Genomic DNA, 18,199 nt, shown 5'->3' with positions numbered 1-18,199 from the left:
TTTATCGCACCGGTGGCACCAACGCCGCCGGGTTGTGGGTGATCGATAAACCGCTTATGCCGCCGTATCGGGCACCAGGCACCGTGTGCCAGGGGGCAGCGGCATGGCCTGCAGGAACTGCTGGGCCGGCTGACGGCGGCCGCCAGGCTTCTGCAGCTCTGTCACCTGCAGGGCACTACCGTCGCCGCAGGCGATGATCACGCCGGACGTGTCCGACGCCAGCACAGTCCCCGGCGGATGCGGCAGGCTCGTGCTGGCGGCCAGCGGCAGCGCCTGCCAGCACTTGATGACGGTGTCGCCTACCTGGATCGTGGCGCCGGGAAACGGGTTGAACGCCCGCACCTGGTTGGCTAGCTCGGCGGCCGGGCGGGTCAGGTTGAGCGGGGCCTCGTCCTTGGCGATTTTCTCGGCGTAGGTCACGCCGTCTTCCGGTTGCGGTGTGGCGGCCAGCGGCTGCCCGGCAGCCAGTTGGCGCAGCGCATCGACGATCATGCGGCCGCCGAGCGCCGCCAGCGTGTCATGCAGGCCGCCGGTGCTATCCAGCGGGCCGATCCGGACCGACTCGCGCGACAACATGGCGCCGGTATCGAGTCCTTCGTCCATCTGCATCAGTGTGATGCCGGTTTCACGATCGCCCGCCTCGATCGCCCGGTGAATCGGCGCGGCGCCGCGCCAGCGCGGCAGCAGCGAGGCATGGATGTTCAGGCACCCAAAGCGCGGCAATTCCAGGACCTCGGCCGGCAGGATCAGGCCATATGCCGCCACCACCATCACATCCGGGGCGATCTGGGCCAGCGCGTCGACGGCCGCCGCGGCTTCCTCGGGGTACTTGCCGGTGCGACGCAGCGAGCGCGGCTGCAGCACGGGGCCAAGCCCCGCTTCCAGGGCAAACTGCTTGACCGGGCTGGCCTGCAGCTGCATGCCACGGCCAGCGGGACGGTCGGGCTGGGTCAGGACGGCCACCACCGGGAAGCCGGCGGCGTGGATGGCCTCAAGGGCAACGCGCGCAAATTCGGGAGTGCCGGCAAACGCGACGCGCAGTGGCTGGGCTTGAGTCATGGCAGGAAATCCGCGAGTAGAAACGACACCGGCCGCATAGCGGCCGGTACGTGATGTGTCTTCAGAAGCTGTAACGATAGCAGACGCCATTTCCGTGGCGCGCTACTGTTACATCCTTACATGCGAGCGCGCACTCGCTTCTGAAGCTTGCTCTTGATGCGGTTCAGCTTGAGCGGGGACAGGTATTCCACGAATACCTTGCCGTTCAGGTGGTCGATCTCGTGCTGTATACATACAGCGAGCAGGTCGTCGGCATCGAGCTCGAAGGTTTCGCCCTTCTCATTGAGCGCGCGTACCTTGACGCGGTCCGGACGCTCCACGCGGTCGTAGACCTCCGGCACCGAGAGGCAGCCCTCTTCCCAGACTTTGCGGTTGTCGCTGGCCCAGATGATTTCCGGGTTGATGAACACCATCAGCTGGTCGCGCGACTCGGATATGTCGATCGTGATCACACGTTCGTGCACGTCCACCTGCGTGGCGGCCAGGCCGATGCCGGGCGCGTCGTACATGGTTTCCGCCATGTCGCTAGCCAGCTGGCGGATACGGTCGTCCACCACCGCCACGGGCTTGGCCACGGTATGGAGGCGAGGATCGGGGTAGGTGAGGATGTCGAGTTTGGCCATGATGCTCGGGCGCAACGCCGGTTGCCGTCCACTGCCCGCCCGCCGTTGCGGCGTGCAGGGTTTCCATGCAGAATCGGGGCGCTAGTACAAAAATTCAAGGCGCGCCGCAGCAGGCACGCTCTACCTAGGGTCAATCCGGTCGTTCTCCCGACCGGTTCAGGAAAATGCGCGATCTTACCAAAGAACAGGCGGCGTCGGGCCGCAGGCTGCACGCGTTCACCCTCAGCATGCTATGTGTCGCCGGCATCACTGCCGGGGCTGGCGTGGCCGTTCAGGCCGCCGAGCTGAGCGTCTCACCGGCGCAACTCGCCCAGGCCGATGTGACGGCCCAGCAGGGTATCCCCGTTTCCGAACTCGCTCCCAATGCACCCAGCCAGTACACGGTGCGCACGGGCGATACGCTGTGGGGAATCTCGGGCCAGTATCTGCGCCAGCCGTGGCGCTGGCCAGCGCTGTGGGGCATGAACCGCCAGCAGGTCCGCAATCCACACCTGATCTACCCTGGGCAGATTCTGTACCTGATCCAGCGCGATGGCCGCGCCTATCTGTCGACCACCGGCCCGGGCGGCGCCAGCGGGGACTCCCGGATGTCTCCCCGCGTGCGCGGTGACGGCGCCGATGGCGAGGCGATCCTGACGATTCCGGCATCCGATATCGAACCGTTCCTGCGCCGGCCGCTGGTGGTCGACAAGGGTACCGTCGACACCTCGGCGCGCATCGTGGCGTTGCCCGATGCCCGCGTCTACATGGGGCGCGGCGATACCGGCTTCGTGCGCGGCATTGCGCCGACCGATGCGACGATCGGCAGCGACTGGCAGGCCTTTACGCCTGCACAGGCGGTGCGCGACCCCGTCACGCAGAGCGTGATTGGCTATGAAGCCCAGTACCAGGGCAGCGTGCGTGTGATGCGTGGGCCGGAAGGCCCGGATTCCGTCACCACGGTCGAGGCAACCCAGTCTCCGCAGGAAATGGGTGCGGGTTCGCTGCTGCTGCCGCAACCGGCGCGCGAACTGGTGCGCTACGTCCCGCATGCACCGGACAACAATGTTCAGGCGCATATCGCAGCCGTCTACGGCGGGGTGCAGTACGGCGGCGCCAAGCAGGTGGTGGTGCTGAATGTGGGCGCCAATGCCGGCCTGGAGCCGGGTCACGTGCTGGCGCTGTCGCGCGTGGGCGGCGTGGTCAAGGACCCCACCGACAACAACCGCACCATCACGCTGCCGGACGACCGCTACGGCCTGGCCTATGTCTACCGCGTGTTCCCGGGCATTGCCTACGCGCTGGTGACCGATGCCAGCAACGTGATGAAGGTGGGCGACCTGGCCACCACGCCGCAGTAACCGGCGGGCGCGTGCGAGAGCACGCGCTGCCGCGTTTCCGATGACCGAATCGACACGCGACCCAGCCGAAGTGGCTGCCTGGGTGCGCCTGACGGCAACACCAGGTGTTTCAGCACAGGCCGGACGCCGCCTGCTGGCTGCCTTTGGGCTGCCGCAAGCGGTGCTGGCCCTTGACGCCGCACGCCTGCGCGATGCCGCGGAGCCTGGCGTGGCGCGCGCTCTGGCGGCGCCGCCAGACGCCGCGATGTCCGCGCGGATCGCCCACACGCTCGAATGGCTCGAGGCAGCGAACCATCGTCTGGTGACGATGGCGGACGCCGCCTATCCGGCGCGGTTGCTCGACCTCGCCGATCCGCCTTTGGTGCTCTATGTGAATGGCGATGCCGCGAAACTGGGTGGCCAGTCGCTGGGCATCGTCGGCGCGCGCCATGCCACGGCGCAGGGGCTGCGCAACGCGCAAGTGTTTGCTTCAGCGTTTTCTGAAGCAGGGCTGACCGTGGTGTCAGGGCTGGCACTCGGCATCGACGCCGCGGCACACTCGGCCGCGTTGCCAGGGCCAGGCGGCACCGTGGCGGTGATTGGCACCGGCGTCGATATCGTCTACCCGGCGCGGCACCACAAGCTGGCGCACCAGATCGTCGATGCCGGCGGCGCGATTGTCAGCGAATTCCCGTTGGGGACGCCCGGCCTGCCGAACCACTTTCCGCGCCGCAACCGCATCATCGCGGCGCTGGCGCGCGGCGTGCTGGTCGTTGAGGCGGCCGAGCGTTCCGGATCGTTGATTACCGCGCGGTTGGCATCGGAGATCGGACGAGAGGTCTTCGCGATCCCTGGGTCGATCCACGCCGAGCTTTCGCGTGGCTGCCACAAGCTGATCCGCCAGGGCGCCAAGCTGGTGGAGTCGGCCGCCGATGTGTTCGAGGAATTCGCGGATCTGCCGCTCGCCATGCCGGCCCCGGGCGTTGCACCACCGCCCGTTCCCGGCGACGCATTCGCGGCGGCACTCGCCTATGATCCTGTCACGCTTGATGTATTGTGCGAGCGCACCGGCATGGCGGCGGAAGCCGTGTCAGCAGCGCTCCTGCAGATGGAGCTGTCCGGTGCGGCCGAGCGCCTGCCGGGCAACCGCTTTCGTCGTCTGGCATGATTGGCGGTATCTCCCTCGCTTCACATTTCGACTCCAATGGCCGTTTACTTTCCCGAGCAGGATGCCGCAGCAGTGCGCCACGCCCTACTTGCACGCCCGCAGGGGCGGCTGGTGGCGTGCCTTTGCGCCGAATGGTGCGGCACCTGCAAGGAATATCTGCCGGGCTTTGCGGCGCTGGCAGCACGTTATCAGGACGATTGTTTTGTCTGGATCGACGTCGAAACCCACTCTGACTATCTGGGCGAGGACATCGACATCGAAAACTTTCCTACTGTATTGATTCAGCCCATTGCTGGAGGCGCGCCGCAGTTTTATGGAACCGTGCTGCCGCATCTCGATGTGCTGGACAGGATGCTGGCGCGCAGTGAAGCAATGGCTGCAACCGCATCGGAGATTCCCGAAGTGCTGCCCTGGTTGCTTGAAGGGGGGGCCGGCGGCGGTTGAGCGCCGTCAGGCCGTGCGGCGGCGTTTGCTTGCACGCCCGTCGAAACCGCGCTTATTATTGGCGCCTCAAAGCCCCGGCGTGGTGTTTACATAGTTTGCTGTGAATTTCAAGAGGCGTGAACTGCTCTTTAAGGCAGTGGCGCCACAAGGACCCGTTTAATGTCTAAAGCCCTCATCATCGCGGAAAAGCCATCGGTCGCCGCCGACATTGCGCGCGCCCTCGGGGGCTTTACCAAGCACGACGAGTATTTCGAGAGCGACGACTACGTGCTGTCCTCGGCCGTTGGCCACCTGGTGGAAATTGCCGCGCCAGACGAATACGAGGTCAAGCGAGGCAAGTGGAGCTTCACCAACCTGCCGGTGATTCCTCCGCATTTCGACCTGCGACCGATCGCCAAGACCGAATCTCGCCTGAAGGTGCTCAATCGTCTGATCAAGCGCAAGGATGTCACCGCGCTGATCAACGCATGTGACGCGGGGCGGGAAGGCGAACTGATTTTCCGGCTGATTGCCCAGCAGGCCAAGGCCAAGCAGCCGGTACGCCGGCTGTGGCTGCAGTCGATGACGCCGCAGGCCATCCGCGATGGGTTTGCCGCGCTGCGCGAGGACGAGGACATGCTGCCGCTGGCCGATGCCGCCCGTTGCCGCTCCGAAGCCGACTGGCTGGTGGGCATCAACGGCACGCGCGCGATGACGGCGTTCAACAGCAAGGGCGGTGGCTTCTTCCTGACCACGGTGGGCCGGGTGCAGACCCCGACGCTGTCGATCGTGGTGGAGCGCGAAGAGAAGATCAAACACTTCGTGCCGCGCGATTACTGGGAAGTGCGCGCCGAGTTCATCGCTGCCGCCGGCCTGTACGAAGGCCGCTGGTTCGACCCGAAGTTCAAGAAGAACGAGTTCGACCCGGAGGCCCGCGAGTCGCGCCTGTGGAGCGAGGCCGAAGCCAAGAGCATCGTGGCCGCCTGCCGCGACAAGCCGGGCACGGTCACGGAGGAGTCCAAGCCGTCGACGCAGCAGTCGCCGGCACTGTTCGACCTGACCACGTTGCAGCGTGAGGCCAACTCGCGCTTCGGCTTCTCGGCCAAGAACACGCTGGGTCTGGCGCAGGCGCTGTATGAAAAGCACAAGGTGCTGACGTACCCGCGTACCGACGCGCGCGCGCTGCCCGAGGACTACATGGACACGGTCAAGCAGACGATGGACATGCTGGCCGACAGCTCGCCGAACTACCTGCCGCATGCCAAGAAGATTCTGTCGCAAGGCTGGGTGAAGCCGAACAAGAAGATCTTCGACAACAGCAAGATCAGCGACCACTTCGCCATCATCCCGACGCTGCAGGCGCCGAAGAACCTGTCCGAGCCGGAGCAGAAGCTGTACGACCTGGTCGTGCGCCGCTTCCTGGCCGTGTTCTTCCCGGCCGCCGAGTTCCAGGTGACCACGCGCATTACCGAGGTGTCGGGCCATCACTTCAAGACGGAAGGCAAGATACTGGTCAATCCGGGCTGGCTCGTGATCTACGGCCGCGAGGCCCAGGGCAAGGACGACAAGGACGCCAACCTGGTGCCGGTGCAGAAGGACGAAAAGGTCAAGACCGACAAGGTCGAGTCCGTCGGCCTGTCTACGCGGCCGCCGGCGCGCTACAACGAAGCCACGCTGCTGTCGGCAATGGAAGGCGCGGGCAAGCTCGTGGACGACGACGCATTGCGCGAGGCGATGGCCGGCAAGGGCCTGGGCACGCCGGCAACGCGCGCTGCGATCATCGAAGGTCTGCTGACCGAGAAATATCTGGTGCGCGAAGGCCGCGAGCTGATCCCGACGGCCAAGGCGTTCCAGCTGATGACGCTGCTGCGCGGCCTGGGTGTCCTGGAACTGACGCAAGCCGAGCTGACCGGCGAATGGGAACACAAGCTGTCGCAGATCGAGCGCGGCCGCCTGAAGCGTGACGAATTCATGCGCGAGATCGCGCAGATGACGCAGCAGATCGTCAAGCGCGCCAAGGAGTACGACAGCGACACGATCCCGGGCGACTACGCCACGCTGGACACGCCGTGCCCGCAGTGCGGCGGGCAGGTCAAGGAGAACTATCGTCGCTTTGCCTGCACCGCGTGCGAGTTCTCGATCAGCAAGATTCCGGGCGGACGACAGTTCGAGATCGACGAGGTCGAGGAACTGCTGCTGAAGAAGGAAATCGGTCCGCTGCAGGGCTTCCGTAGCAAGATGGGCCGTCCGTTTGCGGCCATCCTGAAGCTGGCCAAGGACGACGAAGGCCACTGGAAGATGGAGTTCGACTTCGGTCAGAACGACGAGGAAGACGACGAACCGGTGGATTTCAGCGAGCAGACGCCGGTGGGTCACTGCCCGAAATGCAATGGCTCGGTCTACGAGCACGGCATGAAGTACGTGTGCGAGAACGCGGTCGGCAGCGAAAAGACCTGCGACTTCACCACGGGCAAGATCATCCTGCAGCAGGAAATCTCCCGCGAGCAGATCGGCAAGCTGCTGACCGGCGGCAAGACGGATCTGCTGACCGGCTTCAAGTCGTCGCGTACGGGCCGCAACTTCAAGGCGTTCCTGGTCAAGCAGCCGGACGGCAAGATCGGCTTCGAGTTCGAGGCACGCGAGCCAAAGGCAGGCGCCAAGCCGGCAGCCAAATCCGCTGCGGCGAAGACCGCCGCCAAGGGTGACAAGGCTGGCGATGGCGAAGCCGCTCCGGTGAAGACCGCGGCCAAGACTCCGGCGGCCAAGAAGGCGCCGGCAAAGAAGGCCCCGGCCAAGAAGGCTGCCACGAAGACCGCGGCCGGCAAGACCTCCGCGGCCAAGAAGACGCGTGCGACGCCCAAGCAGACTGCCGAGGCGGAAGAGTAATCGCTTACAACCGGTAGTGGTGGTTAGCAAAACGGCGAGGTTGATACCTCGCCGTTTTCTTATCTGTTGACGACCTTGCCAACCGTCTCGCCTGCCCGCTGCTTGCCCTCTTCGAGCAGGAAGTCGATAAAGGCGCGCACCTTGGTGGGCAGGAATTTGCGGCTCGGGTAGACCACGCTCACGTCGCGGCGCGGCAATTGGTATTGCGGCAGGATATGCATCAGGCGGCCCGCTTCGATATTGGGCCGGGCCAGGTATGACGACAGCATCGCGATCCCCATATTGGCCAGCGCCGCCTGGTGGGCCAGCTCCGCGTTGCTGCACAGCAGACCGGGGCGAATCGGCACGGTGACCTCCCCTTCCGGCCCGGACAGCGTCCATTCATGCTCTGCCGTGGGCAGGCGCATGGCGATGGCGCGATGGTTGGTCAGGTCGTGCGCGGTGCGCAGCGGCGGGTGCTCGCGCAGATAACCAGGCGAAGCACAAAGGATGATCTCGGCGGAAATCAGCGGCCGGGCCACCAGGTGCGATCCGAGGCCCAGATCGGAAAGCACCACGCCGACATCGCGGCCTTCCTCGACGATATCGATCACGCGGTCGGACAACTGCACATCGAAGACGACATCGGGATAGAGCTGGTGAAAACGCTCCAGTGTCTGCGGCAGCAGATGCAGGCCGAACATCACCGGTGCCACCAGCCGCAGCGTGCCCGATAGCGACTGGCTGCGGGCGGTGACTATCGATTCCGCCTCCTCCACGTCCTCCAGGATCTGCGCGCAGCGCTGCAGGTAGGTCTCGCCAGCATCGGTAAGCGACAGGCTGCGCGTGGTGCGGTTCAGCAGCCGCGTACCAAGGTGACTCTCCAGATCGGCGACATACCGCGTCACCACGGCATTGGACATTTCGAGTTGCTGCGCCGCACGGGCGAAGCTGCCAAGTTCGACCACCTTGGCGAAAACGCGCATCGATTGGAGCCGATCCATGACATAGTCCCCCGCCTCAGCCGTGAATTTTTACACGGTACGGGCTATTTATTGTTGAAACCACAATCAATCATTGTGTAGGCGCATATTTATTCATATCAGGGGAATGCCTAATATCCCCATATCCGATGCCGCGACGCAGCAATATCTGATTCGTCGGGCAACCCAGAATAAAGTGAAGGATTCGCCATGAAGCGCCAAATCACCCTGATCGCCGCACTGACCATCGCCCTGTCCGCCGCTCCCGCGTTTGCAAAGATCGGCAACTTCGACCCGTACAGCGACGGTGCCAAGGCTACGAAGTTTGATCCGTACACCGATGGCGCGAAGGCTGGCAAGTTCGACACCTTCACGGACGGTGCAAAGTCGGGCAAGTTTGATTCGTTCACCGACGGCGCCAAGTCTTTCGACGTCTACTCGGATGGCGCCAAGCTCTGATTTTCCAAGGCATTCCGCAAAAAGCCCGTACCAGTTGGTACGGGCTTTTTACTTTCTGGGACTGCTTGAATCGGACGACACGGATGGTTGGCCGATAGGCGCTGACTTGCGCACCTGCGGCTAGCCGGTGCGCGCATCCGGACGGCCGCGCGATCTTCATCCCCAAGCCTGAAATAGAAACGGGCCCCGCAGGGCCCGTTTTCTTCATCAATCGTGGTGATGGTGACGATGCTTGCCGCGCTTGTAGTAGCGACGGTCGTCGTCGTACGAATTGCTGCGCGACACGTTGCCGCCCAGCGCCGCGCCCGCGGCACCGCCCAGGCCTGCACCAACCAGGCCGCCGGTACGGCCGCCCACGGCGTTACCGGCCGCGGTACCCGCGCCGCCGCCCAGGGCGCCGCCGATGATGGCGCCGGTGCGCTCGCGGCGATTCGACGTGATGGCGCCGCCGGCACCACCGCCTACGGCACCACCGATCACGGCGCCGGTGCTGCCGCCCAGCGCGCCGCCCACAGCGGCGCCTGCAACGCCGCCCAGGCCGCCGCCGAGTGCGTTGTTCAGATCACCCCCTGCAAACGCCGGCAGCGTAGCCGCCGAGAGGGCAAGAGCCAGAGTCAAATTGCGGAGAGGATGGCGAGACATCGTATTTTCCTTATGTGGTGTGTATCTGGTAGCGGAGTGTAGAGAAGCAGCCCTGCCCTTGCTGTAACTAGTTGTGAGGCCCTGTAACCCGCTGCAGAAACGGTATCGAACCGTTAAAAAACGATGTTCCGGCGCAACAGCGCGCGATGGTACGTCACAAAACTCCCCAACGAAAAAGGCGGCCCCGCGAGGCCGCCTTTCCATTTTTCTGGGGAGCACTGCCGGGTCAGCAGCACTTCCCCTGCCCGCCGCCGTATCGGGCTTCCTGACGCTCGCGGAAGAATTCCTCGTACGTCATCGGCTCGCGGTCCGGGTGCGTGCTTTCCATATGGGCCACATAGGTCTGGTAGTCGGGCAGGCCGACCATCAGCCGCAGCGATTGGCCCAGGTAACGCCCCATGCTTCCGATCTGTTCCAGCATGTGTGGCTCCTTCCGGTCAGTTCGCGGCGGCCGATGCCTGGGCCGGCAGCGGTTCGAACGGCGTTTCGCTGTCCGTGCGGCGGGCCGCCGTGCGGGCCGACATGGCCGTCTTGAAGCCGTAGAACACGATCGACAGCACCACGAACATGAACAGCGCGCAAAGGCCCGCGTCCAGGTAGTCGTTGAACACGATGCGGTGCATCTGCTCCATCGACTTGGCCGGTGCCAGCACCTTGCCTTCGGCAATCGCGGCACTGAACTTGGCCGCGTGCGTCAGGAAGCTCACCTTCGGGTCGGCGTGGAACAGCTTCTGCCAGCCGGCGGTCAGCGTGCAGATCAGCAGCCAGCAGGTGGGCAGCAGCGTCACCCAGGCGTATTGCCCGCGCTTCATCTTGACCAGCACGCAGGTGCCCAGCACCAGCGCCACGGCGGCCAGCATCTGGTTCGAGATACCGAACAGCGGCCACAGCGTATTGATGCCGCCCAGCGGATCGACCACGCCCTGGTACAGGAAGTAACCCCAGGCCGCGACGGTCAGCGCCGTGGCGATCAGGTTGGCGGGCAGCGATTCGGTACGCTTCAGGGCCGGGACGAAGCTGCCCAGCAGGTCTTGCAGCATGAAGCGGCCAGCGCGCGTGCCGGCGTCGACCGCGGTCAGGATGAACAGCGCTTCGAACAGGATTGCGAAGTGGTACCAGAACGCCATCATGGCCTGGCCACCCACCACCTGGTGCAGGATGTGCGCGATGCCAACGGCCAGCGTCGGCGCGCCACCGGCACGCGAAATGATCGTGTTTTCGCCAACGTCCTTGGCGGTCTGGATCAGCACGTCAGGGGTGATGACGAAGCCCCAGCTCGACACCGCTTGCGCCACGGCTTCCGGCGTGGTGCCGATCACGGCTGCCGGGCTGTTCATGGCGAAGTACACACCCGGCTCGATCACCGACGCGGCCACCAGGGCCATGATGGCGACGAACGACTCGGCCAGCATGGCGCCATAGCCGATGAAGCGCGCGTGCGTTTCATTTTCCAGCAGCTTCGGCGTGGTGCCCGACGAGATCAGCGCGTGGAAACCCGACACCGCACCGCAGGCGATGGTGATGAAGAGGAACGGGAACAGGTTGCCCGACCACACCGGACCGTTGCCCTGCGCAAACTGCGTGAAGGCCGGCATCTTCAGTTCCGGCGCGACGATCAGGATGCCGATGGCCAGCGCGATGATCGTGCCGATCTTCAGGAACGTCGACAGGTAGTCGCGCGGCGCCAGCAGCAGCCACACGGGCAGTACCGCGGCGATGAAACCGTAGATGATCAGCATCCAGGTCAGCGCCTTGCCGTCGTACGTGAACAGCGGCGCCAGCGCGGCGCTCTCATGCACGTACTGGCCGCCAATGATGGCCAGCATCAGCAGCACGAAACCGATCACCGATACCTCGCCGATGCGGCCCGGGCGGATGTAGCGCGTGTAGATGCCCATGAAGAGCGCGATGGGGATCGTCACCGCAACGGTGAACGTGCCCCACGGCGAGCCGGCCAGCGCCTTCACCACGATCAGCGCCAGCACCGCCAGGATGATGATCATGATCATGAAGCAGCCGAACAGCGCAATCAGGCCGGGCACGGTGCCCATTTCGGACTTCACCAGGTCACCCAGCGAACGGCCGTCGCGGCGCGTGGAGATGAACAGGATCATGAAATCCTGCACGGCGCCGGCAAACACCACGCCGGCCAGAATCCACAGCATGCCGGGCATGTAGCCCATCTGCGCGGCCAGCACGGGTCCCACCAGCGGCCCGGCGCCGGCAATGGCGGCGAAGTGGTGGCCAAACAGCACCGCCTTGTTGGTCGGCACGTAGTCCAGACCGTCGTTATGGCGCCATGCTGGCGTCATGCGTTTGGGGTCGAGCTGCATCACCTTGTCGGCGATGAAGCGGCTGTAGTAGCGATAGGCAATCAGGTAGATGCAGAGCGCGGCAACCACGATCCACAATGCACTGACGGCTTCACCGCGCGACAGCGCGACGGTGGCGAAGGCAAACGCGCCGAGCACGGCGACGGCCAGCCACAACAGGTGTTGTCCGATGCGATTCATGTTGAAGGGTCTCCTCAGACCGGCTGAAAAAACCTGCGGCGACTGGGAGCCCGGGCAGCGGGGGCGGTGCCGGATAGCGTCTGCTGACGATCGCGTGGAAGGGTGTCTCCTGGATGTCTGCGGCGCCCGGTCTGTTCTCGTCTGGAACCGGATCTTGTCGTGCAGGCAGGCAGTGCACCCGATCACGCGAAATCGCTGGGCCGGGACGCACCTACTGCGTCGGATTTGCGCGCCGGGCGGGCCTGGGCACAATCCGGCGTGTAGTATTGACACCCGCCCATGTCGGCACAAGCGCGAAACTACGCAACACCCGTGCGTAGTAATACGTAGACCGACGATTTCACGCGGCCTTCCCGGCATCGGTGTTTACCCCCGGTTCAAATGAAACTCCGCCAAAAGATCCTTTTGCTGGCCGTGGCGCCACTGGCTGTCGCCATGCTTGGCATTGCGCTGGCCGTGCGTTACCAGGCCACCGCGCTGGCCCGCCACGAGCGCGCACTGGTGGAAGCCGCGTACCTGCAAAGCAAGGAAACCGAGCTGCGCCACTACGTCGACCTGGCCCAGAGCGCCATCGCGCCGATGGTGCAGTCGGGGCGCACCGACGCCGCCACGCGGCAGGCGGCGATGGAAGCGCTGGCCAGGCTCGACTACGGCCCCGACGGCTACTTCTTCCTGTATGACCTGCAGGGCCGGAACCTGATGCATCCGCGCCAGCCGGAGCTGGTCGGGCAGGACCTGTGGCTGATGCGCGATCCGCAAGGCGCGCTGACGATCCAGAAACTGGTGACGGCGGCCAAGGCCGGCGGCGGTTCGGTGCGGTACATGTGGCAGAAGCCGTCGTCGAAGCAGACCGTGCCCAAGCTTGGCTATGTGGTGGCCGTGCCGGCATGGAACTGGATGCTCGGCACCGGCATTTACCTGGACGACGTCGAGCAGACGTTGCGCCAGCTCGACGCACGCGCCGAGACCGATATCCGCGAAACGATGGCCTGGATCGGCGTGATCGCCGCGATCAGCATCCTGCTGGTGGCCGCCAGCGGACTTGCCCTGAACATCAGCGAACACCGCGAGGCCGACGCCAAGCTGCGCCAGCTTGCGCAGCGTGTAGTGCAGTCGCAGGAAGAAGAACGCGCGCGGCTGTCGCGCGAGCTGCATGATGGCATTGGCCAGTTGCTGGTGTCGGTCAAGCTGGTACTGGAGGCCGCGGCCAACCGCATTCGCGTGGCGCCCGCGGAAGGCGCGGCGGTGGCACCCATCCTCGGCATGGCGCTGAACCGGCTCGACTCTGCTTTCAACGAGGTACGGCGTGTGGCGCGCAATCTGCGCCCCGCCCTGCTCGATGACCTGGGTTTGTACGCGGCCCTGCAACATCTGGCGCGCGAGATGCAGTCCGGCAGCACGCTGACCGTTGATGTCACGCAAACGGGCCAGCAGCGCGAATTGTCGGACGAGCATGCAACGGCGCTGTTCCGTATCGCGCAGGAGGCGCTCACCAACGTCGAGCGCCACGCGCATGCCACGCGCGTCAATATCGAACTCGATTTTTCACCATCGGCCACGCGGCTGACCGTCCGTGATGACGGCACCGGCTTTGACGTGGCCCGCATGCAGCACGATCCGCAACGCGGCATCGGCCTGCGCAACCTGCGCGAGCGTATGGCCGCGCTGGGCGGGCAGTTCGACATCGTGTCGATGCCGTCGGGCACCCGCCTTGTGGCGATGCTGCCCGTCATTTCCGTTCCCTCCGATATTCCGCTGTCATGACCGTTTCGCAAGACGACGATCCCGTCATTCCTCCGTCCAACGCGCCGGCCCGCGTGCTGCTGATCGACGATCATGCCCTGGTGCGCGATGGCATGCGCATGCACCTGGCACTGCAACCGGGGCTGGAAGTCGTGGGCGAAGCCGATGACGGCGAGGCCGCGCTGTCGTGGCTGGCCGGCGCCGGCCCCGCCAGTCTGCCCGAGCTGGTGATCACCGATATCGGCATGCGCGGCATGGGCGGCATCGCGCTGGCTGGCGCGCTGCACGACACATATCCCGAAGTGGCCGTGCTGATCGTTTCGATGCATGACAACCTGGAGTACGTGCGCCAGGCGATTCGTGCCGGCGCCCGTGGCTACGTGCTCAAGGACGCGCCGGCCGACGAACTGATGGCCGCAATCCACGCTGTACTGGCCGGGCGCGTGTTCTATAGCGCGCGTATCGCGCGCGGCATGGCCGAGCAGGCGATCAGCCCGCTCGACGCGCTGACGCCGCGCGAGCGCGACATCCTCCACGGCATCGGCCGCGGCCAGTCCAACAAGGACATCGCATCGCGCCTTGGTGTCTCGGTGCGCACCGTGGAAACGCATCGCCTCAACCTCAAGCGCAAGCTGGGCATCGAGGGCCGCGCGGAACTGGTGAAGTACGCGGTGCAGCAACTGGGACTGGACAGCGACACCGCATAACCTCATCGGCGCCCGTCGTTCATGGCGATCCAGATTGTGGCGCTGGCGCTGTTGTACGTTTTCCCGGGTATCGGCCTGTGGCTGCCCCAGGTGTTGTATCGGTAGGAGGCAAGGCGCCTCTCAACCCGAGCATCGCCGGAAACAAAAACGCCGAACGGCTACAAACCGTTCGGCGTTTTGTTCAAGGCTGCGGAGAATCAGCCCAGGCGCTTGGCCAGCGCCTGCTTGGTTTCCACCAGGGCTTGCGGCAGGTTGTGCTTGAGCTGCGTGAACAGTTCGTCGTGCAGCGCGAGTTCCTTCTGCCAGGCGTCGAGGTCGATCGACGTGACCAGGTCGAACTGCTCGGCCGTGAACGGCAGGCCATCCCAGTTCAGGTCCGCATAGCGCGGCGACGTGCCGAACACGTGATCCGTGCCCTGGCCGCGGCCTTCCACACGATCGATCATCCACGACAGCACGCGCATGTTCTCGCCAAAGCCCGGCCACACGAAGTTGCCGTCGGCGTCCTTGCGGAACCAGTTCACGCAGTAGATCTTCGGCAGCTTGGCGCCCGACGCTTCGAGCTTCTGGCCCAGCGCGAGCCAGTGACCGAAATAGTCGCTCATGTTGTAGCCGCAGAACGGCAGCATCGCGAACGGATCGCGGCGCACCACGCCTTGCTGGCCAGCGGCCGCGGCGGTGGTTTCCGAACCCATCGTGGCGGCCATGTAGACGCCTTCGGTCCAGTTGCGCGCTTCGGTCACCAGCGGCACGGTGGTGCTGCGGCGGCCGCCGAAGATGAATGCATCGATGGCCACGCCAGCCGGGTTGTCCCAGTTGTCGTCGATCGACGGGCACTGCGACGCCGGTGCCGTGAAGCGTGCGTTCGGATGCGCGGCCTTGGCGCCGGTCTCCTTGGCGATCGCGGGCGTCCAGTCCTTGCCCTGCCAGTCGATCAGGTGCGCCGGCGCTTCGCGGGTCATGCCTTCCCACCACACGTCGCCGTCATCGGTCAGCGCCACGTTGGTGAAGATGACGTTTTCCTTCAGCGTCGCCATCGCGTTGTAGTTGGTCTTCTCGCTCGTGCCCGGTGCCACGCCGAAGTAGCCGGCTTCCGGGTTGATCGCGTAGAGGCGGCCGTCCTTGCCCGGCTTGATCCAGGCGATGTCGTCGCCGATCGTGGTGATCTTCCAGCCGTCGAAGCCCTTGGGCGGGATCAGCATGGCGAAGTTGGTCTTGCCGCAGGCCGACGGGAACGCGGCGGCCACGTGGTACTTCTTGCCCTCGGGCGAGGTCACGCCCAGGATCAGCATGTGCTCGGCCAGCCAGCCTTCGTCGCGGCCCATCGTCGAAGCGATCCGCAGCGCGAAGCACTTCTTGCCCAGCAACGCGTTGCCGCCGTAGCCCGAACCGAACGACCAGATCTCGCGCGATTCAGGGAAGTGCACGATGTACTTGGTGGGATTGCACGGCCACGGCACGTCCTTCTCGCCAGCGGCCAGCGGCTTGCCCACGGTGTGCACGCACGGCACGAACTCGCCATCGGCGCCCAGCACGTCGTACACGGCGCGACCCATGCGGGTCATGATGCGCATGTTCACGGCGACGTACGGCGAATCGGACAGTTCCACGCCAATGTGCGCGATCGGCGAGCCCAGCGGACCCATCGAGAACGGCACCACGTACAGCGTGCGGCCGCGCATGCAGCCGTCGAACAGGCCATTCAGCGTGGTGCGCATTTCGGCCGGGGCGATCCAGTTATTGGTCGGGCCGGCGTCTTCCTTCTTGTCGGAGCAGATGAAGGTGCGGTCTTCCACACGGGCCACGTCGGACGGGTCGGACAGGGCCAGGAAGGAGTTCTTGCGCTTGGCCGGGTTCAGCCGCTGCATGGTGCCCGCGGCGACCATCAGCTCGCACAGCCGGTCATATTCTTCTTGCGAGCCGTCGCACCAGTAGATCTGGTCGGGCTTGGTCAGGGCGGCAACTTCGGCAACCCAGGCGACCAGTTTCTGGTTCTTTACCCAGGTCGGCAACTTCAGTACAGGTGTGCCTTGCATGGTGGGGTGGTTCATTTTTTACTGCTCCAAAGCGAAAAAGGAAACCTTGTCATGCCCGATCACGGCATCGGCCGGCGTCACGAGGAAAGACGGGCAGGCGGCGCGCCACGTTGGGCATGGCGCACTCGCTGACTGACCGTCACATCCCGTTACAACTCGGCGCCGACCAAATCCGCGCAAATGGTCGCGGGGGTCCCTGCGGCTGCGATACAGTTGCGTTCGCCCGCTTTTGGCGGGCGGCAGGGTCCGGTCGGGCATTGTCCGGCGGCGAACAGTGGGCGGGAGCATGGCTCGACCGTACTGTCGTGTCGCGGAAGCGGGCAAGAATACCACTGTACGGACGCCCTGTTTTTTGCTGCGCAGCATTGTTTCCCCTGTCAGAATGCCTGTTCGCCACCGCGCAGCGTCGGCGCTCGGGGTGGTCCGCGCGGACTTGTCTGCAGTCAATGTTGCGTCAGGGAAGCCAACAATACTGTCGGGCGCGCTCCGATTCTGTGGTCGTGCGCACCAAGCCCCCAATGAGTCACTCATGAAGATTGCCGTTCTCGACGATTACCAGGACGCCGTACGCAAGCTGCCGTGCTTTTCCTTGCTGGAAGGGCACGACGTCAAGGTTTTCAACAACACCGTCAAAGGCGTGGGCCAGCTCGCGGCGCGCCTGTCGGACGTGGAAGCGCTGGTCCTGATCCGGGAGCGGACGCGGGTGACCCGCCAGCTGCTCGAAAAGCTTCCCAAGCTCAAGATCATCAGCCAGACCGGACGCGCCGGTAACCATGTGGATCTGGAAGCCTGCACCGACCGTGGCGTCGTGGTGCTGGAAGGCGTGGGTTCGCCCGTGGCGCCGGCGGAACTGACGTGGGCGCTGATCATGGCGGCCCAGCGGCGCATTCCGCAATACGTGGCCAGCCTCAAGCACGGCGCCTGGCAACAGTCGGGCCTGAAATCGACCACGATGCCGCCCAACTTCGGCCTGGGCCAGGTGCTGCGCGGCCAGACGCTCGGTATCTGGGGCTATGGCAAGATCGGCCGCCTGCTGGCTGGCTTTGGCCGCGCCTTCGGCATGAACGTGCTGGTCTGGGGCCGCGAGGCGTCGCAGCAGGCTGCGCGCGAGGATGGCCTGAACGTGGCCGAATCCGTCGAGCAACTGTTCACCGACAGCGATGTCCTGTCGCTGCACCTGCGTTTGAACGACGACACGCGCGGCATCGTCAAGCTGTCCGACCTGCAACGCATGAAGCCCACGGCGCTGTTCGTGAACACGAGCCGCGCCGAGCTGATCGAGGAGAACGCGCTGGTGGCCGCGCTGAACCGCGGCCGGCCGGGCATGGCGGCGGTGGACGTGTTCGAATCGGAGCCGATCCTGCAAGGCCACGCACTGCTGCGCATGGAAAACTGCATCTGCACGCCGCACCTGGGATATGTCGAGCGCGACAGCTACGAGCTGTACTTCCGCACCGCCTTCCAGAACATTCTTGACGTACTGAGCGGCAAGCACGACAGCATCGTCAATCCGAAAGCCCTCACGCCCGCGCTGTCGCGCTGAGCGTTCGGTTCGGCCTCCGGCGGCCTTCAGCGGCCCGCCGCAACGGACGCACGCCACTCGCGCGTGCGTCTGTTTCCCCACATTCCCAGCCTTCAGGCAAGCGGACCAGCCGGTAC

15 protein-coding genes are annotated in these 18,199 nt (G+C 65.0%); 8 read left to right on the top strand and 7 right to left on the bottom strand.

Annotated elements, in window-relative coordinates; genetic code table 11:
* Positions 1–54: 54 nt before the first annotated feature.
* Both fmt and def read right to left on the bottom strand, forming a co-directional pair.
* Complete coding sequence (fmt, locus tag AC3FLX_RS14060; protein WP_488697451.1) at positions 55–1,059, bottom strand: methionyl-tRNA formyltransferase; 1,005 nt, start codon at positions 1,057–1,059, stop codon at positions 55–57.
* A 116-nt stretch (positions 1,060–1,175) separates the two neighbouring features.
* Positions 1,176–1,682: a peptide deformylase gene (def, locus tag AC3FLX_RS14055; protein WP_488697449.1), complete on the bottom strand. Its 507-nt coding sequence runs from the start codon at positions 1,680–1,682 to the stop codon at positions 1,176–1,178.
* A 164-nt stretch (positions 1,683–1,846) separates the two neighbouring features.
* Between def and AC3FLX_RS14050 the strand changes: the two genes are divergently transcribed.
* From AC3FLX_RS14050 to AC3FLX_RS14035, 4 genes are all read left to right on the top strand, one after another.
* A complete protein-coding gene (locus AC3FLX_RS14050) occupies positions 1,847–3,022 on the top strand; it encodes a LysM peptidoglycan-binding domain-containing protein (protein WP_488697447.1) in 1,176 nt (391 codons plus the stop codon).
* 40 nt (positions 3,023–3,062) lie between these two features.
* Complete coding sequence (gene dprA, locus AC3FLX_RS14045; RefSeq protein WP_488697445.1) at positions 3,063–4,169, top strand: DNA-processing protein DprA; 1,107 nt, start codon at positions 3,063–3,065, stop codon at positions 4,167–4,169.
* A 36-nt stretch (positions 4,170–4,205) separates the two neighbouring features.
* Positions 4,206–4,613, top strand: coding sequence for a thioredoxin family protein (locus AC3FLX_RS14040; protein WP_488697444.1), 408 nt, complete (start codon positions 4,206–4,208; stop codon positions 4,611–4,613).
* 159 nt (positions 4,614–4,772) lie between these two features.
* Entirely contained in the window at positions 4,773–7,478 is a 2,706-nt protein-coding gene (locus AC3FLX_RS14035; protein WP_488697443.1) for a DNA topoisomerase III, read from the top strand.
* Between the two features lie 59 nt (positions 7,479–7,537).
* Here the strand turns inward: AC3FLX_RS14035 and AC3FLX_RS14030 are convergent, their stop codons facing one another.
* Complete coding sequence (locus AC3FLX_RS14030) at positions 7,538–8,461, bottom strand: LysR family transcriptional regulator (RefSeq protein ID WP_488697442.1); 924 nt, start codon at positions 8,459–8,461, stop codon at positions 7,538–7,540.
* 189 nt (positions 8,462–8,650) lie between these two features.
* Between AC3FLX_RS14030 and AC3FLX_RS14025 the strand changes: the two genes are divergently transcribed.
* Positions 8,651–8,899 carry a hypothetical protein gene (locus tag AC3FLX_RS14025; RefSeq protein ID WP_488697441.1) on the top strand — a complete coding sequence of 83 codons (249 nt, stop codon included), beginning with the start codon at positions 8,651–8,653 and terminating at the stop codon, positions 8,897–8,899.
* Positions 8,900–9,106: 207 nt separating this feature from the next.
* Here the strand turns inward: AC3FLX_RS14025 and AC3FLX_RS14020 are convergent, their stop codons facing one another.
* From AC3FLX_RS14020 to AC3FLX_RS14010, 3 genes are all read right to left on the bottom strand, one after another.
* Positions 9,107–9,541, bottom strand: coding sequence for a hypothetical protein (locus tag AC3FLX_RS14020; RefSeq protein ID WP_488697439.1), 435 nt, complete (start codon positions 9,539–9,541; stop codon positions 9,107–9,109).
* A 226-nt stretch (positions 9,542–9,767) separates the two neighbouring features.
* A complete protein-coding gene (locus AC3FLX_RS14015; RefSeq protein WP_488697437.1) occupies positions 9,768–9,962 on the bottom strand; it encodes a YbdD/YjiX family protein in 195 nt (64 codons plus the stop codon).
* Positions 9,963–9,978: 16 nt separating this feature from the next.
* A complete protein-coding gene (locus AC3FLX_RS14010; protein WP_488697436.1) occupies positions 9,979–12,054 on the bottom strand; it encodes a carbon starvation CstA family protein in 2,076 nt (691 codons plus the stop codon).
* 381 nt (positions 12,055–12,435) lie between these two features.
* On the opposite strand from AC3FLX_RS14010, the gene AC3FLX_RS14005 reads away from it, so the two are divergent.
* Both AC3FLX_RS14005 and AC3FLX_RS14000 read left to right on the top strand, forming a co-directional pair.
* Entirely contained in the window at positions 12,436–13,818 is a 1,383-nt protein-coding gene (locus tag AC3FLX_RS14005) for a cache domain-containing protein (protein WP_488697435.1), read from the top strand.
* Positions 13,815–14,504, top strand: coding sequence for a response regulator (locus AC3FLX_RS14000; protein ID WP_488697433.1), 690 nt, complete (start codon positions 13,815–13,817; stop codon positions 14,502–14,504). Before AC3FLX_RS14005 ends, AC3FLX_RS14000 begins: the two co-directional genes overlap by 4 nt.
* A gap of 197 nt (positions 14,505–14,701) precedes the next feature.
* On the opposite strand, the gene AC3FLX_RS13995 is transcribed toward AC3FLX_RS14000, so the two are convergent.
* Positions 14,702–16,555, bottom strand: coding sequence for a phosphoenolpyruvate carboxykinase (GTP) (locus tag AC3FLX_RS13995; RefSeq protein WP_488697431.1), 1,854 nt, complete (start codon positions 16,553–16,555; stop codon positions 14,702–14,704).
* Between the two features lie 514 nt (positions 16,556–17,069).
* Here AC3FLX_RS13995 and AC3FLX_RS13990 point away from each other — a divergent pair.
* Complete coding sequence (locus AC3FLX_RS13990) at positions 17,070–18,083, top strand: D-2-hydroxyacid dehydrogenase family protein (RefSeq protein ID WP_488697430.1); 1,014 nt, start codon at positions 17,070–17,072, stop codon at positions 18,081–18,083.
* Positions 18,084–18,199: the final 116 nt, after the last annotated feature.

The organism is Cupriavidus sp. 291-E7 (assembly GCF_057798835.1).
Note: the sequence above shows the minus strand (reverse complement) of the source record. Positions and strands in the feature narration are given on the sequence as shown.